Raw genomic sequence first — 24,242 nt, 5'->3', positions numbered from 1 at the left:
CGTGAGGTGACCACCGGCCCTCTCTCTCCCGAAAAGATGCGGAAAACCGTGCGTCGGGAAATCCGGCCCACCATCTGGCGATCCAGTCGCCGGACCGGGTGCGTCATGTCCAACAGCAAGGAGAACCACCAATGAAATCCAAACTTCTGGGAAGCATCGTTTCCGCCACCCTGGCCCTGACGGCCAGCGCCACGCTCGCGGGGCCGCTCGAAGATCGCATCGCTGCGGGTGAACCGATCCGTCTCGGCTTTGCCGCTGCCGCGCCCTGGGCGCATCCGGGCGAAAACAATGAACCGCTGGGCTTTGTGAACCAGATCACGCTCGATCTGTTGGCCAGAATGGGTCACACCGAAATCGAACCGGTTGTCACCGACTGGGCCGGTCTAATCCCCAGCCTGATGGCGGGCCGCGTTGATGTGATCACCGGCGGCATGTACATTCTGGGGTCGCGCTGCGCCAATATCGACTTTTCCGAGCCGATCGGCCAGTTCGGCAACGCCTTTATCGTGCCCGATGGAAATCCGGGCGGCCTGCAGACCTACGAGGACATCAAGAACGCCGGTGTCACCATGGCGGCCGTTGCGGGCTATGTGAATGTCGAAGAGGCGCTGAAGGTCGGCATCCCGGAAAGCAAGATCATGCAGCTGCCCGGCACCACCGAAGTGCTGGCGGCGGTCAAGGCTGGGCGCGCCGAGATTGGCGCCATGACGGCGGTCGAAGCCTATGATCTGGCGGCGAAAACCGACGGGATCGGCCATACCGACACCAATGCGCTGCCACAGTGGACCTTTAACTGGGTCGCCGTCGGCTTCCACCCCGAAGACGATCAGTTCCGCGCCGACTTCAACGCGGCGATGCCGGGGTACATCGGATCCGACGACATGCTGTCCAAGGTCGAACAGTGGGACTACCTGCCGTCGAACGTACCCGGTGACGACGCGTCCATGGAATGGGCCTGCGCCAACCGCTAAGGCGCGCCTCTCTCTCGCAATCAAGACCCGGTGCCCCGGTTCCTGGGCACCGCCCCCCCTCAACTCCCCTCATCGGGACAGAAGCGGAGAACGCCTGTCTTGTCCTACTTTGAATTCCTCCAAGACTATGGCGGCCGCATGGTCGACGGGTCTCTGATCACGCTGGTGCAGTTCGTGCTGGCCACCGTTGTTTCGGTCGCCATCGCGCTGACCTTTGGCCTGATGCGCCTTGCGTCGAACCCCGCGATCAAAGGGGCCGCCACCGTCTATATCGAAATCTTTCGCGGCACCTCGTTGCTGGTCCAACTGTTCTGGATCTTCTTTGTGCTGCCCCTGTTTGGAATCACCATGGATAAATTCACCGCCGGTTTCATCGCCGTCGGTCTGAACATGGGCGCCTATGGTGCCGAACTGGTCCGGGGTGCCATCCTTGCCGTGCCAAAAGGGCAATGGGAGGCCGCCATGGCCATAAACATGACGACCGCTCAGCGGATGCGCCGGATCATCCTGCCGCAGGCGCTGGTTATCATGCTGCCACCTTGGGGCAACCTGGTGATCGAGATCCTGAAAGGCACCGCGCTGGTGGCGCTGATTTCGGTGACCGACCTGATGTTCCACGCCCGCCAGATCAACATCTCGACCTTCCTGTCGATTGAAACCTTTGGCACTGCATTAATCATCTACTACGTTTTCGCACGCTTTTGCGTGACGCCATTCATGCGCGCATTCGAACGCAAGATGGCGTTCAAGATCGGGAGGGCCTGAGCCATGGAATGGCGTTGGGATTGGACGTGGGAGCTTCTCCCCCGGTTTATCGAGGCCGCAGGCAAGACCTTGCTGGCGGCCGGTGGCGGATATCTGATTGCGGTTGTTCTGGGGCTGGTACTGGTGCTGGCGCAGCGTACCCCATGGCGTCCGCTAACCTTCTGCGTGCGCGAGGTGGTAGAGTTCGTCAGGTCGACCCCGCTACTGCTGCAGGTGTTCTTTGTCTTTTATGTAGGACCACAATTCGGCATCAACTTGTCGCCCTGGACCTCGGGTCTGATCGCGATTGGCGTCCACTACGCCGCCTATCTGTCCGAAGTCTATCGCGGCGGCATTGAAAGCGTGCCGAAAGGCCAGTGGGAGGCCGCGACCGCGATCAACATGTCGACGGTGCAGACCTATCGGCGGCTGATCATTCCCCAGGCCTTGCCGCCTGCGATTTCGGGGATGGGCAATTATCTGGTCGGCATTTTCAAGGATACGCCGATGCTGTCGGTGATCGGTGTCGCCGAGCTGATGCACACGGCAAATGCCGTAGGCGCGCAAAGCTATCGCTATCTGGAACCTTACACGTTGGTCGGAGTGCTGTTCCTTGCGATCTCACTGCCGACCGCGTTTTTCATCGCCCGTTTCGAAAAATGGGTGCGCCGTAGAATGGGAATGTAACCAATGAACACCGAAGACATGAGCCAATACCCCCTGCGTCTGGAGGGGGACAACATTCCGATGGTACGGTTTGCCAATGTGCGCAAAAGCTATGGGTCGCTGACGGTTCTGGATCACCTGAACCTGGATATCGACATGGGCGAGATGGTCACGATCATCGGCCCGTCGGGGTCCGGCAAGACCACCGTGCTGCGGATGTTGATGACGCTGGAAACGATCAACGGTGGGGTGATTTATGTGGATGGCGAACCGCTGACCCATATGGAAAAAAACGGTGTGCTGGTGCCGGCCAACGCCTCTCATATCCGCCGCATCCGTTCCAAGATCGGGATGTGTTTCCAACACTTCAACCTGTTCCCGCATATGACCGCGCTGCAGAACTGCATGGAAGGGCCTGTACAGGTGCTGGGCATGTCCAAGAAAGAAGCGCAGGAGCGGTCTCTGGAATTGCTCGACATGGTCGGGATGGCCGACAAGGCGGACCAATACCCGTCGCGCCTGTCCGGTGGCCAGCAACAGCGTGTCGCCATCGCCCGCGCCCTGGCGATGCGGCCCAAGGTGATGCTGTTCGACGAAGTCACCTCGGCGCTTGATCCCGAAGTGATCGGCGAGGTGACCAACGTCATCCGCAAGCTGGTCGATGCGCACAGCCTGACCATGCTGATGGTGACGCACCAGATGGGATTTGCGCGCGATATCTCGGACCGGGTTTGCTTCTTTCACAGCGGTGCCATTGCGGAACAGGGCAGCCCCGTGGAACTGTTTGGTGCGCCAAAGAACGAGCGAACCCAGCAGTTCCTCAATGCGGTACTGGAATCGAACTGAGCCCAATCTGCACAGGTTCGCCTGCTTTGGCAGGCGCTCCCGGCAGACGGCGATGTTCTCGACAGTCGGGTCAAACCTGGCAAACCGCAAAGACGCTTGATGCGCGGGCGTCGCAGGTCGACCATCGCGCCCACAGAGACCAACATAACGCAATCGACGTCTCGCACAGGCCAACCCGTGACCGAGAAGCAGAATTGCTGGAAACAGACGTCGATGAAACGCTCTTTGTTATGGGGCGAACCACTTGGATCGACGATGCGCCGATTACGATGGTGCGTGCCTTGGCTGCACCGGGGTATCACCTGATCACCCGCGCCTAGTACTGGTCAATAAACTGCGTGTCACGGCCCGCCACAAAACAACGGTCTCTTCGCATCCTAGCCCAAATACGGGTTCACTCAGAACACTATATTCAGGTGCCTGACCGCTGTGGTGCATGAAGGGAGATATTGTAGGTCCCCAACTTGTCCTTGAGGAACGTATACTCTCGCCGCGCGGTGTCGAGTGTTTCGCGATCCAGGGTAATGATGCGGAAGGCTTCATCTGTCTGCGGAAATCTGAGCGGTGGCGTGTTTTCATCGAGCCATGGCGGGCAAAACAGTGAATTGCCATAGCTGGTTCCTGCGCGGTTTAGCGACAGGAAAAACACTTGGTTTTCCAATGCGCGGGTCATGGCAAACGGGTGCCATGTGTGAAAGCTCTCGTCCCGGAAATAGGCCCCGCAATGCAGGATTGCATCTGCATCGTGATCCAAGACCAAAGTACGCGCCAATTCAGGAATGCGGATATCGTAACAAATAATCGGCGCAAGGCGGAACCCTTTGACTTCGAATACAAACAAATGGTTGCCGCGGTTGAAATACTCCTTTTCCATCGAGGCACCGTATTGTGCCAGGTGAAGTTTGTCGTAATACCCGACCAGCACCCCATCCGGACCAACCACCCCGATCGAGATAAAAGGACCACCGTCACCAGCGCGGGCAAATCCGTAGGACACGAAAACGTTCAAATCCATCGCGACCTGACGCCAGGCCCGAAAAGATGCGCCATCCAAAGGCTCGGCAATATCGTCCAGCTGCGCAAAGGTTTCACGCGCATAGTCAAGGCTCGACAATTCGGGAAGAACAACCAGATCGACGGGTCGTTGAGCACGGTCCAGTTCGGCGCGAACTTTGGTCGTGGAGGCTGTTAAATGGGCGTCGCGTTCGGCCGATGTCGCCATCGGCGGAATACAGATTTGGCAGGCCAAAAGAGTGAGCGTGTCGGATATGGTCATGTTTCAGGCTTTCGTTTGGCTTCTGTCTGTAATCAGGCTGTTGGTGGTCATGAACAAGGTGGAGCTGGACCGGCTTTGACCAAGTGGGTGTACTGGGTATTTCCAGCGGTCAGTCCGATCGTATTATGGCTTTCTCGCACCACCAACAGGTATGAGACGTTCCCGCCCGCATTCCAGAGCGTCAATTTTCCAACTTCTTCATCTGGGACACCGTGGGCATACAAGGCAATTGCATACTCAAAATAAAAAGAAGGTCTATGCCATCGAAAAATTCGTTTGAGTGAACTGGACCTGCCACGCACTACTCGCTTTGCGCGAACAGGATAGTTGGCACAGATGTGTTGTTTATGCACTGGGTCGAGCTTCAGGCAAACAAGACTAATTTCGCCGAAACAGAAGACCAGCAAGGAAAGTTAAAGATGCAAACTGATCAAGGTGTGAACACTGCAAAACACCCAGCGGTGGAAATGTACGTCGATGAATACAAGGCCGGTCTGATGGACCGCCGCGAATTCCTGACACGTGCGACAGGGTTCGGCGTGACTGCAGCTGCAGCCTATGGCCTGATTGGCGAACCCAGCCCTGCGATGGCGGCCGGAACGCCCAAAGACGGCGGAACCCTTCGGGTGCAGATGCAGATCAAGGGTCTCAAGGACGTACGTACCATGGATTGGGCCGAAATCGGCTGTGTGACCCGTGGGACGCTGGAATATTGCGTCGAATTCAACAACGACGGCACCATCCGCCCCATGCTGCTGGAAAGCTGGGAAGTCAGCGACGACGCCACCAAATACACATTGAATGTCCGCAAGGGCGTCAAATGGAACAATGGCGACGATTTCACCGCTCAGGACATTGCCAACAATGTCGAACGCTGGTGCGACAGCGGGGTCGAGGGCAACTCGATGGCGGGCCGCATGTCGAGCATGGTCGACCCGGACACCAAGAAGCTGAAAGACGGGGTGGTCGAAGTCGTCGACAGTCACACCGTGGTGTTGAACCTGGTCAAGCCGGATATTTCGCTGATCGCCGGTATGACCGACTATCCTGCGGCAATCGTGCATTCCAGCTATGATCCGGCGGATACCATGAACGCTGTGGGCACCGGCCCGTTTGTGATCACCGAGTTGGAAGTGGGCATCAAGGCCACGCTGGAACGCAATACAAACCACACCTGGTGGGGCACCGAGATCTATGGCGGCCCTTATCTCGACACCATCAAATACATCGATTTTGGTACCGATCCGTCGGCTTATCTGGCGGCGCTGGATTCCGGCGAAGTCGATATGCTGTATGAATCGGTTGGTGAATATATCGACGTGATGGACGGTCTGGGTTTCGTGAAATCCGAAGTGGTGACCATGGCGACCATCGTAATCCGTCCCAACCAACTGGCCGAAGTCGAAGGCATCCGCCCCTATGCCGACAAACGCGTCCGCAAGGCGATCCAACTGGCGACCGACAACGCGGTTCTGCTGGAGCTGGGTGCAGCTGGCCGTGGCCAGCCCGCACAGGATCACCACGTCGGTCCGGTGCACCCGGAATACCGCGACATCGGCGACACCGAATACAACCCAGCCAAGGCGCTGGAGCTGTTGAAGGAAGCCGGGATGGAAGATTTCGAAATGGAAATCCACTCCATCGACGATGACTGGCGTCGTAACACCACTGACGCGGTGGCTGCGCAATTGCGTGATGCTGGGTTCAAGGTGAAGCGTACCGTTCTACCTGGGGCGACTTTCTGGAACGACTGGACCAAATATCCGTTCAGCTCGACCAACTGGAACCCGCGCCCTCTGGGTGTTCAGATCCACGCGTTGGCCTATCGCAGTGGGGCAGCCTGGAATGAATTCGGTTGGGAAAACGCCGAATTTGATGCGCTGCTTGACGAAGCGTTGGGCATTGCCGACGCGGCCAAACGCAGCGACGTCATGGCAAAAATCGAAGCCTTGATCCAGGAAGAGGCGGTCACCATCCAGCCCTATTGGCGGTCGCTTTATCGCCACCATGTCGAGGGTCTGACAGGCGTGGACAAACATCTTGCCCACGAAGACCACCACTACAAATGGGCCTGGTCTGCCTAACGAACTGATCCCGCCCCTGGGCCGCAATGGTGGACCAGGGGCGGGAGCCTACCTAAAGACACGCGGGCATCCCGATTGCCCCTGTTTCCTTTCGACACGCGGGCAAGGGTTTGCGACGTCAAGCCACGCCGCCCCGATTTGGAACGCGCGCCTTTAGGGGCTCAAGGAATGGCGAGGCTGATACAGCGTGCGCCGGTCCAGGTCTTAGTGGCGCGTCAATACCCGGCGGCACAGCCGTCTTTGCGAGGGTCCGATCCGCCGGTCAAAGTGCCTTTGTCCCAGTCGATCCAGATGGCTTGTGATCCCCCGATTGGGACCTTGGCAGCGGCAATCCGATGCCCACGAGCTCTGAGATCCTCCGTAATATCGTCAGGCAGTGTTCCTTCGCAATCGATGTTCCCTGTGATGGGGTTTGGAAAGAAACGGGGCAAATCCTGAGCTTCCTGTATGTCGAACCCGTATTGCAGGAAGCGGGACAGGAATTGCATGTGCCCAAAGGCCTGATAGGCACCGCCCATCACACCATAGGACATGACTGTTTTTCCATCTTTGGCCACCATTCCGGGAATGATGGTATGCAGCGGGCGTTTGTTCGGGGCGATACAATTGGGATGTTCGGAGTCGAGCGAAAACCCCATGCCACGGCAGTGCAACAAGACGCCAGACCTGGGGGCCATCAAACCCGTCCCGAAATTGTGGAACAAGGTGTTGATGAAGCTACAGGCGTTCCTGTCCTTGTCGACGACGGTTATATAGACCGTATCGTGATGAACGGGAGGGGTGAAATCCGGCATCTCGGTGAGTGCCTGATCTGCCTGGATCGTGTTGTAAAGATTGTCGATGTTTTCATCGGATAACAGCCACTCAACCGGAACCTGCGCGTGTTCAGGATCTGCGACGTAGCAATCCCTCTGATGGTAGGTCAGACGGCCCGCTTCGATCTCCTGGTGAATCCGATCCAGGTTGATCGGGGTATCACCTTCTTTCTCAAATCGTTCCATCAGTTTGAGCAACATCAGCGCAATGACACCCTGTCCGTTCGGTGGACATTGGTAGACGTCATAGCCGTGATAGCGTGCTTTGATCGGAGTTACATAATCGCCTTGGACGTTGGCGAAATCCTCCATTGTGTGCAAACCACCATGACCCTGCAGAAAGGTCACCATGTCCTCGGCTACGTCGCTGGTGTAAAAGCCGTCACGACCTTGGGTCGCAATCTTTTCCAGCGTTCGACCAAGATCAGGCTGTTTGTGAACATGTCCCTCTGGCACAGATTGACCACCCGGCAAAAACACCCGAGACGCATGTTCGCAACCTTGCAGCAGGCCAAGGTTGCGCGCAAAATCTACGCTGACCCGCGAGGCGATCGGATATCCGTTTTGGGCATAATCGATTGCAGGTTGCAGGACATCGGCAAAAGGCAGGACGCCGTGGTCACGGTGCAGTGTATCCCAGGCATCAACAGCACCAGGAATAGTGACCGCATGGGCGCTTTGTTGCTGGATTCTGGTGATACCCTGTTCGGCAAACCATTCGGGCGTTGCAGCGGCGGGTGCGCGACCTGACCCATTGAAGGCGACATAGTCGTCGCTGCCTTTGGGTGCATACATGCAAAAGCAATCTCCACCAATCCCGGTCGACTGGGGTTCGACAACACATTGAACAGCGCAGGCAGCGATGGCGGCGTCCATGGCATTGCCGCCTTTCTGCAAGATCGCAATCGCGGTCTGAGTGGCCAGATGGTGTGACGTTGCCGCGACAGCAGTTGTGGCAATCACAGGAGACCGGCCGGGGAGTTCGAGATTACGCATGCTTGGATTCTCTCCTTTGGGTGTGTTTGTACTAGAAACATATTGGGCGGACCAAAGTTTGCCTGACCTGCCCCCGAGGCTCCCTCATTCATACCAAGAGTTTGAGGGTTAGCCCATTGGTTAACGCGGCCCTGACCTGTGAACACGTACGTGGTAAGGGGTTCAGGACCGACCAGCGTTCAGACCCGTGTGATGCTCAAGCAAGCCAGACCCACAGCAGTTGGGCCGGGTGAGGCTGTTGATTTACAGCAAGATGTTGCAATCCGCTGCTGAAATAGGCAGCGTCACCTTTCTTCATGGTTTTTATCACTTTGCCGTCGCTCAGGAAGTCTACGGTCCCCTCGATCACATAGAAAAATTCTTCGCCTCCATGAGAAGATGGGGATGAAATCATTTCGGATTTATGTGGCTGAATTGTTGTGACGATCGGGATCATTTTCCGGTTGCTGAGTTCGGAAAACAGAAATTCGAACTCGTAATGCCCGCTGGAAGATTTCCCTCCTTCTCCTGCATCGGTAAAAGACAGCATATCGGTGGTTAGCCTGCCGTGCGACAGCAATTCGGATGTGGTCACTCCCAACCCTTGAGAGATCTTACCCATCATGTCAAAGGTTGGCGAAATTACGTTGTTTTCAATCTTTGACAGGTTGGATTTTGAGACATTGGCTCTCTCGGCCAGGCGGCTCAGCGATACGCCGCGGGTTGCACGCATTTGACGAATCGTTTCTCCGATATTCATCTGACCTGGATCCCCAGCGTCGGGTTTATGCGTGTCGGTTGGCGGCATTTTTCGGATGTCCGGATCATTGCATGATTGTCTGCACGGATATTACGGGCGTTTGGGCGGTTTACCAGTCTCTCTGGCGGGTGGTCCTGTGACCTGGAATCGTTTCATATTTGAAACGACGCCGTTTTCCGATAGACATTTACAAGATTTGATTCGATCTCGGCGCTCATCATCGAAAAGGAGCCACCATGGCGAAGCCAACCTTGATGGTACTTTCCTTGGGAGAGCTGGGCACACATTTGCTGGAAGCCGCGGCCCGGTCTCAGTTGTTCGATACGATCATCGTGGCCAGCCGGGACAAGGCCAAAGCCCAGGCTCGCGCCAACAATGCCGTGATCGGGGCCGGGATCGAAGGGTTTTTCCCCAAGATCATTGCCGAAGAACTGGATTTCAACGCACCGGGGTTTGGTGCAAAGCTGGATCAAATCGCGCCCGATTATCTGTTTACTGCACCCAGCATGTTACCCTGGTGGAAGCTGGACGAGGCCGCTGCCAGCCTACCGTTTGCCGGATATACGGCATTACATCTGGCTTTGATGGTTGCCCTGCGGGATCAGATGACCGAGGCGAATTTCAACGGGGTCTGGATCGGCGCCTCTTATCCAGATGTAATCAATGCCGTGCTAAATCGCACGGGTTATGGGCCGACGTGCGGCATTGGAAATGTGCAGGAACCTATCGCAAAAATCCAATCCTACGTGGCGCGGATCAAAGGCTGCAGCCCCAACGAGGTGCGGGTGCAGTTGGTGGCGCAGCACGCGTTTGAATACTATGTTCTGAACGCACCCACTCCCAAGGAACTGCCCCCACATTTGATCAAGGCAACCGTGCACGGGGAAGACGTCAGCCCGATCGCCAGCCAAGCACTGTGGGACCCGTTTCCGTTTCCCTATGACCTGCATTTCAACCGGGTAACGGCCTCGGCAGGGATCCGAGCCCTGCAGGCGCTTACGTCCGAGTTACCGCAATCGATCCACTTGCCCGGGATTGGCGCGTTGCTGGGCGGGTATCCGGTCCAGGCCAGCACGTCCGGGATTGTTCTGGACTTGCCGCTAGAGTGGAGCTTGGACCAGGCAATTGCGGTCAATGAACAGTCGCTGGCATGGGACGGGATCAAAAGCGTCACGGAGGATGGCACGATCATCTACACCCCCGAGACCTGTGAGAGTTTGCAGAACCTTCTGGGCAGTACGCCTGAGTCCCTGACCACAAAAAACGCGGCAGCACAGGCACAGGCCCTGTTGGCTGTTTTGTAATTTGATTTGAGGAAGGATCTTTCAATGAGCTGAGAGCAGCGGGGATGCCAGAACAGATTGATCTGATCGTGCGCAGAAAGAAACCTCTGAGCCTGCCTGGGCGCTTCGAACCGGCCAAAGGTCTTCTGTCGTTTACGGGTTGGCCTGTGCGATACGTCAATTGCCCGCCGCAACAACCCATGCTTGTTGCCCGGAATAAATTACGGTCGCGACAATGAACGACACCATCGCGACCGAGAATTTAGCTGATTGAAGAGCGAAATATCACCGCATAAGCGCAATCGTCTGATTGATTCCCTGCATCACCGCATTTGCATGCTGTGCATCCAGCGCCGCAGAATGGGGGCGTGCAAAACCGCCGGAGTCGTTATCGAAGTATTGGCCGGAGGCGGTCGCAAATTCGGGGGCCAGTGCGGCCCGGCTCAGGATATCGGCACCGATACTCAGATCGTTGCCGGCCACGCCGAACCCTTCCTTGACCATTTTCGAGGCCAACAGAGACCCCGGGTTCACGGCAAGAACTATGGGACCCTCGGACAAGTTACGCGCCAGTTCCTGTGTCCATATTGTGATTGCCAGCTTGCTTTGGGCATATGCGCTGAAGTCGTCAAGCGCGCCTTGTCCGGCCATAGCTTTGACATCAACGGCGGCCTGCGCGGCCGAGGACAGGTTCACGATGCGACCCTTCTGTGGGATGATCGGCAATAGGCGCTGCGTCAGCACCCAGGGCGCAAAAGTGTTCACCACAAAGCGCACGTCCAATCCCTCGGGCGTTCTGGTTTGTGGCACCTTATAGACGCCTGCATTGTTGATCAGCACGTCCAGCCGGTCGTGTCGCTCAAGGATCGCCGTCGCCAAGGCTTCGACATCCGCCAATTTCGACAGGTCGGCGACATAGGCCTCGGTCGTGCCACCCACTTCGGCCACGGCCTTGTCCAACTTGGTCTGGTTGCGGCCATGCAACAGGATCGTGTGGCCCCGTTCGGCCAGTGTTTTGGCGGTCAGCAAGCCGATGCCATCGGTCGATCCGGTGATGAGAATGATCTGGGACATGAATGGTTCCTTAAACAGAGAAGTCGGGCAGCAATTCGTCAGACAGGCACCGCAACGTGGTTTCGATATCAGCGTGGTTGAAGCGCAGATTGAGGGCAACGTGATTGATTCCCAGTGCCTGTACCTCTTGCAGGTAGCCGCGCAGGAAATTCACGCCGGACTGGAACCCCAGATGGATTGGGCGCGGGGTTGCGTCCGCATCTGCCACCAGATCGACGTACAGGGATTGCATCACCGGTTTGTTCTGACCTCCGGTCTCTGCGATCCGCGCGCGATAGTCGGCGACAACGCGCCCCTGAGAGGTCGCGTCACGGGGATAGGTCATCCAGCCGTCGCCGTTCTGAGCCACCCAATCGGGGGATTGCTGGCTGCCGCCGGTGATCAGGACCGGCAGGCGACCACCGGTGGGTTTCGGCAGCATATCCATGCCGCCGGATAGCGCCCCTTGGCCGTTGTTCAGGCTTGGATAACCTTCGCCCATCGCGCGGATATAGTCCATGCTGTCCCGGAACCTCTTACCGCGATCGGGAAAGCCCATGCCCATTGCCGGGTATTCTTCGGGCCGATCTCCCGAGGCAACGCCCAGCAACAGACGCCCACCTGACAAAGCATCGACCGAAGCCGCCGCCTTGGCCACATGCGCCGGATGGCGCAGTGGCAGCACAATGCTGGCAACGCCAAGCGCGATCTGGCTGGTCGTCATGGACAAGGCACCAAGGTAAACGAAGGGATCAAAAATCTGACCCGCATCACCAAAGGACGGCACATTGAACGGCACGTCGCGCAGCCACACGGATGCGAACCCCAGCTTTTCGGCCAGTTGAACCCGTTCGATATGGCGATCCATCGCCGGAACGGCGCTATTGGGATAAGCTTCGAGCGGCATGACCAGACCAAGGCTCAGCCGCTCCGGTCGAAAGACCGTATTATAAGCCCGGTTGATCGTGGCAAAACCTTGGGCCTCAAGTGTATCAAGCATTGTCATAGTCCTTGCGAGGTCATCTCAAAGCCGACCCGATGTGCGGCTTTCGAGGCTCTTGCGGATCGAAATGAGGCCGGGGTTCTCCATCCGATCGACGGTACTGCGCCCATCCAACGGCAGGCCCTTATTGCCGTAATGTTAAATACCGCCACCTCTTTGGTGCCAACCCCGTGGGTCAGCGGCGCTGTAAGTTCGGCATCATAATCTGTCAACCACTCCTGGACGGTCGCAAAGGACCGAACCCTGGTCGGTGCCGAGATAAAGGCAACGCTGTCCCTGGCAAATGTCAGATCCAACTCGGGACCGTGCAGGTTGCGCAACGGCACCTCGGTTTCCCCAAGTTCCGGCGAGACAACCGTGCCCACGACACCACCCGCATCAATATGAAACGCCTGACGACGGGGGCTGTGGACGTGATAGTTGACCATGACAGTTTGGGGCATGACAGCCTCTTTGGGAAACAGGGCCACCAAAGTGGCTTTCCATTAAAGTACATGTTGAAAATCAGATAAAAAGCGTCCATTTCAGGATAGATAATTCGGATTATGGATATAAAGAGATGGATACTGACAGCCTTCGCCTGTTCGTAATGGCCGCGGAAAAGCTCAACATCAGCGCTGCGGGGCGTGAGCTTGGGCTTGCGCCTGCCGTGTCCAGCGCGCGGCTTGCAAAGCTGGAGCATTCACTTGGGGCGGACCTGTTACACCGCTCGACCCGCAAAGTCGCGCTGTCGCTGGAGGGTGCCGAATTCCTGCCTTTTGCCCGCGAGATACTTGCCCAAGAAGAGGCTGGTCGCGCCGCTCTGGGACAGGGGCAAGCAGCCCCCTCTGGCAAATTGCGCTTCACTGCACCCAGCACCTTTGCGCAGCTCTATATCGCTCCGATCCTGCCAGTGTTCCTGAAGCAATATCCCGGCATCACGCTGGACTTGCGTCTCTCGGACAGCCGGTTCGATCTGATCGAGGGAAGCTTTGATCTGGCTCTCAGAAACGCTGCACTGGAAGACACCAGCCTCAAAGGGCGCAAGCTGGCCAGCGACCGTCGCATTCTCTGTGCTTCGCCGGATTACCTCGCCGAACACGGCACGCCGCTGCACCCACAGGATCTGAACCAACACGATCTGATCGCATTTGCGGATCAGGAACCGCGCCCGCTGACGGGGCCGACAGGTCCCAGCGGAGTATACAGCCCGCGAGATGCGCGCAGCCAGCTCATCATGGATGATGGGTTAAGTCAGAAGATCGCAACGATCGCAAGCGCAGGCATCTCGATAAACTCGATCTGGAGCGTCCGTCAGGACCTCTTGGCGGGCCGTTTGATCCGCGTTTTGCCGGACTACCACGTTGCGGGCGATTCAGTGCTGTGGCTGGTTTACCCCAAAGCCAATGTCCTGTCCGCAAAGGTGAGGGTGTTCATAGATTTCCTGCTTGAACACATCGGCAGGAATCCCGCTTGGGAGCAAAGCTGAGACCCGCCGGGACAAGGTCAATACCTGCCCCGGCTGGCAAAGCTTAGAACCAGCTGACAGTGTCTTTCATGGAACGGCGAGTCTTGGGGAATTCCGGATCAGCTGCGCGATACCCAAAGGCGAACATAACGGCAGGCTTGTAGAGTTTCGGATCAACCCCGAATTGCTCTTCCAACGCCTGCGAGGTCGCGTCCATCTGGAACCCCTCGATGGGGCAGGAATCGATACCCATCAGCGCACCGGTGGTCATCATGTTGGCCAGCACGATATAGGCCTGTTTCCCCGCCCAGTCGCTGATTTCGCGGTCGGTGGTGATCTTGTGGTCCGACTGCTGGAAATTACCATAGGCGCCGTTGAATATCTCGATCACCTCGTCTGGCAACTGCTTCACCTGACGATAGAAGTCCTGCAGGTAATCGGAGCCGGCGGTCATGGTTTGCGCCGTGCTGGCAAGGATGATGCCGAAATGGCTTGCGGTTCCCAACTGTCCGGTGGTGCCGTTCATCATGCCATTCGCACCCCAGGAAAACTCGCGCAACAGTTCTCGTTTTTCCGGCGTCTGAATCATGAGAATCTTGAAGGGCTCATGCCCGAACGAGGTCGGCGACAGACGCGCCGCTTCAAGAATGGTCGCAAACTCTGGGTCGCTGATCTTGCGCTCGGGATCAAATACCTTGCAGGCATGACGGAAATTGAACGCTTCGATGATCGCGGCCTGAATTCCGGTTGTGTCCTGGATGTCTTTCATGTCTCTCGCTCCAATGCTGATGGAGTGGAGTTATGTGATCGACCGCTGTCCGATTAGAGGCCCGTTCACCAAAACACAATTCGGGTATCACACATAAAGCGGCAGGAACCGAGGCAATTGAAAATTCGAAAAGCGCAAAGCAACAGGTTTTTCAAGATAGCCCATGCCAGAGGGATCCCGGAATTGCTGCGAAAATACCCATTAATTAACATAACTATGATTATCGGCTTGCTGACGTGTAACCAAGCGGGCGTTAACGTTAACTCTAATTTCCATTATAAAGCAAATGATTACGCAGCAAGAGAACCGGTATGGGAGCCGCTTACACACAACTGCGGATCACAGAGAACACCAACCGCCGCGCCTGACGTTGGTTCCCCCGCAAGTGCCTGGGATGGGAGGCTCAGCTGAGTTCTTTCTTGAAAAGATGCTGAAGGAAATGCGGCAAGGCCCCCACCCTGACAACAACAAGAGCGCGGTTCAAGCATCGCTCACACCCAGGTAGAAGCCTGTTGCACAGACCTCTACCTGGCGTTTGAATCAACTCAGCTGTTCGCCAAGAGCCTTGAGCGCGCCAAGCAGTTGGGCGACTTCCTGTTCAGTGTTATAGTGGCACAGCGAAATTCGGATGCAGTCCGGCAAGCCAAGTGGTTCCAGAACATTGCCGCTATAGTGGTCCGCTTTGCGGGTGTGGGTGCGAATGCCCTGCGCGTTCAGGATTTCCACCACATCGGGTGACTCCTTGCCTTTGACGACGACAGACACCAACCCTTCGCGGGCTGGGTTGTCTTCCCCTGCCAGGATGGTGATGTGATCCATGTCGCGCAGACCAGGTAGGTTGCCCGTGCCGTTGATCATCGTGTTTGTCAGATGGGTTTCATAGGCATGAATGGCGCGCCCTGCGGCCTCGATCCGGGCACGTGGATCTGTTTCGTCCGAAACCTCACTTCCCAACCAATCAAAGTAGCTGACAACGTCAGATACGGTCGCATAAGAGCCTGTATCGCGGGTGCCGAACTCCCAGCCTGTCGCAGGCGCGTCGATCAGCATATCATGTGGTGCCGCACTGAACCTGTCGGAAATCCAGGCGATGCCATAGCCGTGGCGCGAGAAAACTTTGTAAGGCGAGATCGCATAGCCATCAACATTGTAAGCCTTCAAATCCAGTTGGCCGTGGGCCGCGTGCTGGATTCCATCGACGATAATCATGCAGTCAGGAGATACTGCGCGGATGGCTTTCGAAATCGCAGCGACATCCATACCCATACCTGTCACAGGCGAAGCATGCAGGATTGTTGCTACCGCCACGTCCGGTGTCATGAGCGCAGCATAGTCATCTGCTGTGACCATACCTGTAGCGTCGTCATGAGGGACGTTCACATACTCCTGCCCAACAATACCCGCCCAACGGCGTGCCGCGCTGCGGGTGGCGGGATGTTCGATCGACGAACCGATGACCTTGGCCCCTTTGGGCGCATTCACGCAGGCAGTACGGATCATGCGGAACAGCAGCTCGGTCCCACTTTCGCCGGCGAAGAACTGACCTGACGCAGCATTCATAAACATCGCCAAATCCGCTTTGGCTTTGTTGATAACATTCTGGGTGCCCTGACCGGCGGGATTTATACGCCCGGGGTTATCCGGAATTGCCGCATAAAACGCCGAGGTTTCGGCCACCGATTTCAGCGTCAGCGCTCCACCAGCGTTTTCAAAGAAGACACGCTCGCCCTGATAGGGGCAGGTGTCCACATGGGCAAACCGATCACGGATTGCGGCGATAAGGGCGGGATTGTTTTGGATCATCTGTTTGTCCTGTCAGAAATCTCAGAGCGCACGGCTCACGATGGTGCGGCAGAGTTCGGCAACACCGATATGGCTTTGGCGGGGGAAACCGTCGACGCTGTCATCGACGATCCCGTGGGTGGAGTTGATCAGACCATTGGTGACCATTGTGTCCAGTAACAAGGCCTCGCGGTCGGGGGTATGCAACAATTTGGCGTTGCCTGTTCGCGCAGCCATGGCCGCAGCGATGGCGGTACATCCCCAATTGGAACAGGCGGCGGTGACCAGAACATCGCATCCGGTCACGGCACCGATGCCTCCGCCACAGCCACATTGGCACGTATCACCATAGGGCACGTGGGATGTGACGTGGTCTGCTACTTTGCCCATACCGATCTCGTTGCCCCCATCGCCAACAGCGACCACGGGGATACCGCGTTCAAGGGCGAGATCGAACAGAAAGTCCACACGTGCGCGACCCATTCCATAGTCAATTCCGCGCATCGAGTGGTACACGCCGGAATCGTTGCGTCCGACCCGTTCGGTTGAGAACAAAAGGTCCGGCTGTAGCTTGTCCAGCATCTCAGTGGCCTGAGCCTGTCCTGCGTCATCCTCGGTTGCATAGGGCAACATCACAATGGTCGCGAGGCTCTGGTCTGCACGTGCAATTGCGGCTTGCTGCAGAGTTACAGGGAACAGTCCTGCAGCCTGCATCACGTTCTGGATCGCAGGCAGCAAGGTGTCTTCGCACAGCATCACACAGGTCGCATTACGTTCTAGAACCAACGCCCGTGCAATCGCTGCGGCCCCTGACGGTCCGTCATTTTCCCCCAGCTCAGGCGTGATCCAGGCCCGAGAGACGGACCCCGTGGTCAGAATTACTGTGCCCCCTTCGGGAACAGCCATCAGCGCATCCGCAGCAGCGCCGACCAGCGATCCACCCTGCAAGGCACGCGCGGCTTCGAACAAGTGTTCGACACCGCGTTCGCCCATGTCGATGTTCACCAGTTGATCCAGCCGATTGTCGAGCCGCGTGATCAGATTGGGATCGGTCATTCATACGTCTCCAAACAATAGGGTGGCAAACCAATCCGCATCGTCCAGATGCGCGGCGGTCTCCTGCATGGCAGCAACCAGACAGGTCGCCACAGCGGTCGCGCCACCGGCACGGGCCACTGCGCCCGAAGTCGGTTTTAATCGGATCGACACACGCCCACCGGGTTGGCCGTGAGTGTTCACAGTCACGATCCCCTTGTCACGCAGCATCAGCATACCGATGGCGGCGGTGACTTCGGCAGGAACACGATCAGTTTGCTTTTGTCCGGCCATCGCCAACACGAGATCCAACGTATCCTGCTCGTCGACCTTGGGCCCAAGCGCCGACCGCGTAACGCGGCCAGCTCCCAAGACGGCTTCCAGACCGGCGGCCAGATCCTGACCGTCCTGCGCCTCTTGGATCAACAGTTCGGGCGTAAAACCCTGCAGGCTTCGCATGGCCCCTACAGCGATAGGTGCGCGCGCCTCCATCCCGAGCTCACTTGCTTTGGCTTGTACCGGAACCAAGGCATCTGCATTGCCACAAAGCACACCTGCACGTGGGCCAGTCAGACCAGCTTTATCCGCATTGGTAATCACCAGATCAGCACCAAAAGACAGCGAAGGTGCTCCGTTTTTCAGGACTGGCCGAAACCGCGCACCATAGGCTTCGTCCAGCAGAACGACGCTGCGCGCTTGCTGAGCCAAACGCACGGCTCCGCCGATGAGCTCGTCGTCCAGCAAAGCCAATTCCGAAGTCACGGGCGTAATCACAACCAGTGTTGGTTGATGTTCGGCAATCAGGGCCTTGATGTCTTCCAGGTCGTAACCTTCGTGAACAGGTACATTGGCCAACCGCGCACCTCGGGTAACCGACGCATGTGAGCGATCGCCACCGGGCACCAGAGATACAACCGGACGCCCGTTTGAATGAGCGAGAACCGTCGCCACAATGCCGGCACTGGTCCGATTGACAACGGCAACAGATTCACTGCCGTCCCCACCCAAATGTGCAATCGCAGCCTGCCTCAATTCTTCACTGAACAGACCGGGACCGACCCACTCTTCGCAGTTTTCTGCCAAATCCTGAGCAGTCGCCGGATAGAACCGAAGGTTCCCAGTGCAGATCGCGACCTTGTCGATGCCCTCGCGCGCGACGAAATCCGCCGCCACGCGCCCCGCCTGGGCCAAGCGCCGCACCTCGTCTGCTGAGCCTGTCAACACCGCGCCGCGGGCAAAGCCCACGCTAGGGTCAATGGTATTTCCAAAGCGATCAACGCTCATTCGCCAGCTTCCACATTGATGGTTACGCTTTTACGATAGGTATAGGCTTCGAGCGCGCCTTCGATCGAATATTCGCTGCCCATGCCCGACTGTTTTGTCCCGCCATAAGACATGCCAGGAATTTGCCCGCCACCTTGGTTCACCTGAATCCAACCTGCGTCGATGCTGCGTGTCAGACGGGTGATGCGACTGACATCATGTGTAAAGATGAATGCCGCCAACCCGTAATGGGTATCATTGGCCATTTCGATGACTTCGGCTTCGGTTTCAAAGGGGATCGCAACCATGACAGGGCCAAAAACCTCTTCGCGCGCGATGCGCCACGTGTTGTCGACGCCTGTGATGATGGTCGGGTTTGGGGTAAAACCTGCTGGATCTTCCGCCGGCGTTCCTCCGATAAGGAATTTGGCACCTTGGGCTTCAGCCTCGGCTACAAAAGCGCGGATCTCACCATAGCGCTCGGCGTTCACCACAGCGCCCATATCAACATCCGGGTCAAGCGCATCGCCGACTTTGAGAGCCGCGGATTTCTCTGCCACCTTGGGCAGCAATGTGTCCCAAATATCTTTGTGAATGAACAGGCGTGATCCGGCGGTACAGCTTTGACCCTGACGTGCAAATCGCATCGCGTTGGCAACCTGTTGCGCCGTTGTTTCCAGACGTCCGCTTTCAATTGCATCCGAGAAAACGATTGTCGGAGATTTGCCACCCAGTTCCAGAGTTACCTTGGCAATGCGGTCGGCGGCGGAATGTGCGATCAGCTTGCCTACTTCGGACGAGCCAGTAAAGGACACCTTGTTGATGCCCGGATGGTTGGCGATGGCGGCCCCCGCATCTTCACCAAAACCAGTGACGACATTGAACACACCGGGTGGGAACAGACCGTCCGCCAATTCGGCCAGCTTCAAGATCGCAAGTGGCGCGTCTTCGGCGGGTTTCAGGATCAGGCAGTTGCCAGTGGCCAACGCCATCGAGATTTTGACCGCCCCCAATTGCAAGGGCGAGTTCCACGGGATAATCGAGCCAACAATCCCATGCGGTTCGCGGGTGGAATAGCTGAAGATGCCGGGGCCCAACGGCAGGGTTTCACCCTTTTGTTCGACAGCGACTCCACCATAATATTTCAATACACCAGCCGCGCCCATCGCTTCGCCGCGCGATTGGGTCTTGATCGCATTGCCGGATTCAGCAGCCAGAACACGGGCGACTTCTTCGGCGTTCTCTTCGAGCCGTCGGCCGAGTTCGCTCAACAGCTTACCCCGATCGGCGGCTGCCATGGCGCGCCATGCGGGCAGAGCAGCGCGAGCCGCATCGACAGCCAGATCAACTTCTGTCGCGGTGCCACGTCCGACAGCACATATGTCAACGCGACGCGACGGGTTTTCAATCGTCAGCGTCTGACCATTGGCAGGCCAATGCCAAGCGCCGTTGATGTAGTTTCCGGCCAGTCCAGCCTCGGGCAGTTTCGGCTCCAGCAACGTAGTCATTTTGTCTTCCTCAGCGCGTGTCGGTGTTTAATAAAGATACGCTGCCCCCGGGGAGAATGGGAGCAGCGCTGGATTCAGATGAGAGCGGGATCTGAACCCGTCGAGATTAGATTTTGCCGCGAACCACGGCCCAGGCATCATCCAGAGCGCCTTTGAACCGTTCGGTTGCGATTTCAATCTCGTCGTCGTTGATGATCAGTGGCGGCATAAAGCTCATCCGGTCGCCGATCGCGCGCAGATACAGCCCGCGATCATGAGCAAAGTTCTGCACCAGCTCGCCAACTTTCCATGATGGATCAAAAGGCTCGCGCGTTTTGGCATCTTTCATCAGCTCAAAGCCACAGAACAGACCGACGCCGCGCACTTCGGCGACCAGCGGGTGATCTTGCATCGCATAACATTTCTCAAGGAAACCCTTAGAAACTTTGCGGACGTGGCCTACCAGATCAATCTCGTCATAGATGTCCAGCGCTTCAAGCGAAACCGCGGCTCCCACTGGGTGCCCGGCGTAGGTATACCCATGCCCAAAGGTGCCCATTTCGTCCGAGTTTTTCATCATATCGGCATAGAAATCATCCCGGAACATCAGAGCAGACACAGGGAAGAATGCCGCTGACAGGGCTTTGGCGCAGGTGACCATATCAGGCTTGAGGTTCCAGGTTTCAGATCCCCAACGATTGCCCGTACGACCAAAGCCGGTCACAACTTCATCGACCAGGAAGGTGATGTTGTACTTGCGGATCACCGCCTGCATCTCCTCCCAATAACCTTTTGGCGGCATCAAGGCACCACCACCCGAAATTGCTGGCTCAGCAAAGAATGCGGCGATTGTGTCGGGGCCTTCGGCAAGGATCAAATCCTCAAACGACTTTGCCATCCGGGCCGAAAATTCTTCCTCGGTCTCGCCATCAATGTGAAAGCGGTAATAGTTGGGCAATTCCGTGTGCTTGAACTCGGGCAGGGGCAGGCCGAACTTGGCATGCATGTGCGGCTGACCCGACAACGATGCAGTTGCCACAGTGTTGCCGTGATAGCCGCGAATACGTCCGATCACCTTGCGACGTTCGGGCTGACCCTTGGCCGTGTTGGTGTACCACAAGAGTTTGATCGCGGTGTCGTTTGCTTCCGAACCGGAACACTGGATCAGTGCGCGAGTCATGTTGCCGGGGGCCAGTTTGGTCAAACGCCCACACAACTCCGCCACACGCGGGTGCGATCGGTTGTAAAAGGTCGGCGCAAAAGGCAGCGTATTCATCTGGCGCACGGCAGCATTTGCCAGTCGTTCATTGTGATAGCCCAATGACATACAGCCCAGACCGGAAAACCCGTCCATGATTTCGTTGCCCTGATCGTCATAGACGTAAACGCCTTTGCCATGAGTGATCATGGTAGGACCTTTTTCAGCATGTTGGCGCAGGTTAGACTGAGGGTGGACGTGGTGCGCCTTGTCTAAGGCAATCGTATGGGTGGCGTCGACGTTCATTTCGCGGGCTCCAGAGAAATTCGTTGTGGCGATTTCACATTCATCTTGACTGAGGATCAATCTCGAAGTTTTCTCATTTTAATGAATCAAATTCAGGCAACCTCATGAAACCCCTTCTCGACCTACGCCATTTGCAACTTATTCAGGCGATCATCGAAACCGGACGCATCACTGATGCGGCCAAGGTTTTGGGGGTTACTCCTTCGGCTTTGTCACACCGCTTGCGCGAGGCCGAGCGACGTCTTGACGTGCCCTTGTTCACCCGGATGCACAAAAAGCTCCGCAAGACACCGGCGGCGGATTATCTAGCGGTGGTCGCTGAACGTGTCCTGTCGGACCTGAGTCGCGCTGAAGAAGACGTGCGGCGCATGAACCGTGGCATTCAGCACGTGGTGAGATTGTCGGTCGAAGCCTATAGCAACTATCGCTGGCTTCCTTCGTTTATCAAATTTCTAAAAACCCGGACCGAGGGGATCGATATTCAGATCATGGCCGGTGCCCGAGGCGATCCCCTGACCGGAGTGCTCAACCGGCACATCGACATTGCCGTGGTGTCTGGCAATATCGCTCAGGCGGGTCTGGGCAGCCTGGCCCTGTTTGATGATCCTCTGCTGTATATCATGGCACCGACGCATCGGCTGGCAGACAGGGCGTTCGTCGAAGGTACTGATATCGAGGGGGAACCCTTTATCACCTATACCAAAGTTCCAGAACCAGATCGGGAATTTGCCCGTCTGTTCCGCCCCACTGACAGCTATCCGCAATGGGCAGCGACCGTGGAACTGCCAGAGGCGATCGTCGAATTGGTGGCGTCGGATCTTGGCACCAGTGTTTTGTCCAGCTGGGCGCTGCAGGCAGCCTTGAAAGAACAGAGAATCGTGGGCGCACAGGTCACTCAAGAGGGTATTACCGTGCCTTGGTGCGCAGTCCTAAGATCAGAAGACATGGTCGAGGATGACCCGATCATGCTGGTTGCCGAGTTACTGGCAGAGTGGTGCGACATGCCGGATTCGGGCTTTCACAGCATGTAGATGAGGAGTCCATTTTCGTTTCGTGAAATGGCCCGATTTGACGTGCGCACCCTACAATATCAGGTGGTGATGAAAAAAAATTCAGTCAAATTTTGCGATTTTGGTCTACGTGATCGTCGGAGTCGTATCTTCTGAACACGTTGACGCTGAGAGAATTCACAGGTGCTACGGCATGCCCTTGAAGGATTTCCAACTGTCAGGGTATGCCGCTTTTGGCTGAATGCTCAAGACCAGTGAATTAATGGCTTAATTTCAATCGGATACGCTTTGAAGTGCGTAAGGTCTGACGCGTGCTGCTCGAGTTGGACCGAATTTAATTTCTGAAAAATTCACACCTCTGGCACCTTCGGAAGATGTGCGTCCCAGCAGGGCTTTTCGAAGGGCCTCACCATCTTGGGTGAATTCTTTTCATCAAAATCAGATTATTATTAAATTGAAATAATCTTAAGCAGCGCAATTATGGCCGAAACTTAACGCAGACCTATCACGTCCGAAGTCTCGAATCCCTTTGAAAGCCACTGCTTTCAGAGCCCGGGAGAGAATTGCGCAAAGGGAGGATGCCAATGGCCGATATGACCACAGACTTGAGCACCACTGAGTTTTCGACAAGTAAGCTGTTTGACGTCGAAACCTATCCTTTGAACCAGCCCGATAGCGACGCCTACGGCATCATGCTCGAGCAGGCGATCACAGGTCTTGATACTGTCAGCTGTGCGCAGTTGCCCAATTTCATACGGCCTGAAATCGTCGAAGCCATGCAACGCGAAGCAGCAGAGCTGGCTGATGGGGCGGTGTTCCACGAGGCGAATTTGAACCCCTATTTCTCGAATCCGCCCGAAGACACCCCAGAAGATCATCCGCTGAACCGTTTTTCCCCACGGCGCCATGGCATGGTGCGCGGCGACAAATTTGCCCGCGATGGGGTGATATGGGCAGTGTTTCAAAACCCGGATCTATGCCGGTTCGTGGCTCAGGCACTTTGGTATGAAAAACTCTATACCTACCGCGACCCTTACGCCTGCACCAATGTGAACGTCCAGCCCGATGGCTGCGAATTTGCCTGGCATTTCGACAACAACGACTTCACCGTTTCCTTCGGATTGAAACAGTCGGATCGGGGTGGGGACTTTGAATATGTGCCCAACCTGCGTAGCCGCGAGAACGAAAACTACGACGCGGTGAAACAGGTGCTGGACGGAGATCGCACAAACCTGCGCACTTTGAAATTGCGCCCGGGTGATCTGCAATTGTTCCGAGGCGGGTACACGTTGCACCGGGTCACTGCACCGCAAGGCAGTGAACGTCAAAGTCTCTTGCTCAGCTACGTAACCAACCCGACCGACATCACCACATCGGACAAGGCCATTAGAATCTGGGGCGAAGCGCACCCGGATCACTTCGCACGCGACGAACAGCTCGCCCAATCGGGCTGAACCAATACACTTCTT

Annotated in this window: 21 protein-coding genes; 9 read left to right on the top strand and 12 right to left on the bottom strand. The window is 56.7% G+C overall.

The genetic code is table 11. From position 1 onward, the window contains the following. Window positions 1-131: 131 nt before the first annotated feature. The 4 genes from K3727_22125 to ehuA all read left to right on the top strand — a co-directional run bounded on the left by K3727_22125 (window position 132) and on the right by ehuA (window position 3,227). Window positions 132-971, top strand: coding sequence for a transporter substrate-binding domain-containing protein (locus K3727_22125; GenBank protein ID UWQ93564.1), 840 nt, complete (start codon window positions 132-134; stop codon window positions 969-971). 99 nt (window positions 972-1,070) lie between these two features. Beyond that, entirely contained in the window at window positions 1,071-1,736 is a 666-nt protein-coding gene (gene ehuC / locus K3727_22120) for an ectoine/hydroxyectoine ABC transporter permease subunit EhuC (protein ID UWQ93563.1), read from the top strand. Window positions 1,737-1,739: 3 nt separating this feature from the next. Then, complete coding sequence (gene ehuD, locus K3727_22115; GenBank protein ID UWQ93562.1) at window positions 1,740-2,402, top strand: ectoine/hydroxyectoine ABC transporter permease subunit EhuD; 663 nt, start codon at window positions 1,740-1,742, stop codon at window positions 2,400-2,402. Window positions 2,403-2,462: 60 nt separating this feature from the next. Further along, the gene (ehuA, locus tag K3727_22110; protein UWQ93691.1) at window positions 2,463-3,227 is read left to right on the top strand and encodes an ectoine/hydroxyectoine ABC transporter ATP-binding protein EhuA; all 765 of its coding nucleotides are present in this window, start codon (window positions 2,463-2,465) and stop codon (window positions 3,225-3,227) included. 412 nt (window positions 3,228-3,639) lie between these two features. Here the strand turns inward: ehuA and K3727_22105 are convergent, their stop codons facing one another. Continuing rightward, window positions 3,640-4,503, bottom strand: coding sequence for a carbon-nitrogen hydrolase family protein (locus tag K3727_22105; GenBank protein ID UWQ93688.1), 864 nt, complete (start codon window positions 4,501-4,503; stop codon window positions 3,640-3,642). 419 nt (window positions 4,504-4,922) lie between these two features. Here K3727_22105 and K3727_22100 point away from each other — a divergent pair, with 419 nt between their 5' ends. After that, on the top strand, window positions 4,923-6,587 hold the full coding sequence (locus K3727_22100; protein ID UWQ93687.1) for an ABC transporter substrate-binding protein: 1,665 nt from the start codon (window positions 4,923-4,925) through the stop codon (window positions 6,585-6,587). 215 nt (window positions 6,588-6,802) lie between these two features. Here K3727_22100 and ggt read toward each other — a convergent pair whose 3' ends face one another. Next, a complete protein-coding gene (gene ggt / locus K3727_22095; protein UWQ93686.1) occupies window positions 6,803-8,398 on the bottom strand; it encodes a gamma-glutamyltransferase in 1,596 nt (531 codons plus the stop codon). Between the two features lie 196 nt (window positions 8,399-8,594). Beyond that, the gene (locus K3727_22090) at window positions 8,595-9,185 is read right to left on the bottom strand and encodes an XRE family transcriptional regulator (protein UWQ93685.1); all 591 of its coding nucleotides are present in this window, start codon (window positions 9,183-9,185) and stop codon (window positions 8,595-8,597) included. A 188-nt stretch (window positions 9,186-9,373) separates the two neighbouring features. Here K3727_22090 and K3727_22085 point away from each other — a divergent pair, with 188 nt between their 5' ends. Then, window positions 9,374-10,441 (top strand): hypothetical protein, encoded by a 1,068-nt coding sequence (locus K3727_22085; protein ID UWQ93684.1) that lies wholly within the window; start codon window positions 9,374-9,376, stop codon window positions 10,439-10,441. Between the two features lie 264 nt (window positions 10,442-10,705). Here the strand turns inward: K3727_22085 and K3727_22080 are convergent, their stop codons facing one another. From K3727_22080 to K3727_22070, 3 genes are read right to left on the bottom strand one after another with little or no spacing between them, the layout of a single operon-like run. Next, window positions 10,706-11,494 (bottom strand): SDR family NAD(P)-dependent oxidoreductase, encoded by a 789-nt coding sequence (locus K3727_22080; GenBank protein UWQ93683.1) that lies wholly within the window; start codon window positions 11,492-11,494, stop codon window positions 10,706-10,708. A gap of 10 nt (window positions 11,495-11,504) precedes the next feature. After that, a complete protein-coding gene (locus K3727_22075; protein UWQ93682.1) occupies window positions 11,505-12,473 on the bottom strand; it encodes an LLM class oxidoreductase in 969 nt (322 codons plus the stop codon). A 2-nt stretch (window positions 12,474-12,475) separates the two neighbouring features. Continuing rightward, entirely contained in the window at window positions 12,476-12,919 is a 444-nt protein-coding gene (locus K3727_22070) for a hypothetical protein (GenBank protein UWQ93681.1), read from the bottom strand. 116 nt (window positions 12,920-13,035) lie between these two features. On the opposite strand from K3727_22070, the gene K3727_22065 reads away from it, so the two are divergent. Then, on the top strand, window positions 13,036-13,944 hold the full coding sequence (locus K3727_22065; GenBank protein UWQ93680.1) for a LysR family transcriptional regulator: 909 nt from the start codon (window positions 13,036-13,038) through the stop codon (window positions 13,942-13,944). 43 nt (window positions 13,945-13,987) lie between these two features. Here K3727_22065 and K3727_22060 read toward each other — a convergent pair whose 3' ends face one another. From K3727_22060 to K3727_22035, 6 genes are all read right to left on the bottom strand, one after another. Continuing rightward, window positions 13,988-14,692: an NAD(P)H-dependent oxidoreductase gene (locus tag K3727_22060; protein ID UWQ93679.1), complete on the bottom strand. Its 705-nt coding sequence runs from the start codon at window positions 14,690-14,692 to the stop codon at window positions 13,988-13,990. A 540-nt stretch (window positions 14,693-15,232) separates the two neighbouring features. After that, window positions 15,233-16,495, bottom strand: coding sequence for an aminotransferase class V-fold PLP-dependent enzyme (locus K3727_22055; protein ID UWQ93678.1), 1,263 nt, complete (start codon window positions 16,493-16,495; stop codon window positions 15,233-15,235). Between the two features lie 21 nt (window positions 16,496-16,516). Then, window positions 16,517-17,530: a DUF4392 domain-containing protein gene (locus K3727_22050; GenBank protein ID UWQ93677.1), complete on the bottom strand. Its 1,014-nt coding sequence runs from the start codon at window positions 17,528-17,530 to the stop codon at window positions 16,517-16,519. Then, window positions 17,531-18,793 carry a hypothetical protein gene (locus tag K3727_22045; GenBank protein ID UWQ93676.1) on the bottom strand — a complete coding sequence of 421 codons (1,263 nt, stop codon included), beginning with the start codon at window positions 18,791-18,793 and terminating at the stop codon, window positions 17,531-17,533. Next, the gene (locus K3727_22040; GenBank protein UWQ93675.1) at window positions 18,790-20,280 is read right to left on the bottom strand and encodes an aldehyde dehydrogenase family protein; all 1,491 of its coding nucleotides are present in this window, start codon (window positions 20,278-20,280) and stop codon (window positions 18,790-18,792) included. Before K3727_22040 ends, K3727_22045 begins: the two co-directional genes overlap by 4 nt. A gap of 106 nt (window positions 20,281-20,386) precedes the next feature. Beyond that, window positions 20,387-21,763 carry an aminotransferase class III-fold pyridoxal phosphate-dependent enzyme gene (locus K3727_22035; protein ID UWQ93674.1) on the bottom strand — a complete coding sequence of 459 codons (1,377 nt, stop codon included), beginning with the start codon at window positions 21,761-21,763 and terminating at the stop codon, window positions 20,387-20,389. A gap of 104 nt (window positions 21,764-21,867) precedes the next feature. Between K3727_22035 and K3727_22030 the strand changes: the two genes are divergently transcribed. Both K3727_22030 and K3727_22025 read left to right on the top strand, forming a co-directional pair. Further along, window positions 21,868-22,794, top strand: a complete 927-nt coding sequence (locus K3727_22030; GenBank protein UWQ93673.1) for a LysR family transcriptional regulator — start codon at window positions 21,868-21,870, stop codon at window positions 22,792-22,794. 563 nt (window positions 22,795-23,357) lie between these two features. Further along, a complete protein-coding gene (locus K3727_22025) occupies window positions 23,358-24,227 on the top strand; it encodes a hypothetical protein (GenBank protein UWQ93672.1) in 870 nt (289 codons plus the stop codon). Window positions 24,228-24,242 lie beyond the last annotated feature (15 nt).

The organism is Rhodobacteraceae bacterium M382 (assembly GCA_025141015.1).
In the GTDB taxonomy this organism is placed as follows: domain Bacteria; phylum Pseudomonadota; class Alphaproteobacteria; order Rhodobacterales; family Rhodobacteraceae; genus Aliisedimentitalea; species Aliisedimentitalea scapharcae.
The sequence above is the reverse complement of the archived record's forward strand: the minus strand, read 5'-3'. Positions and strand labels throughout refer to the sequence as shown.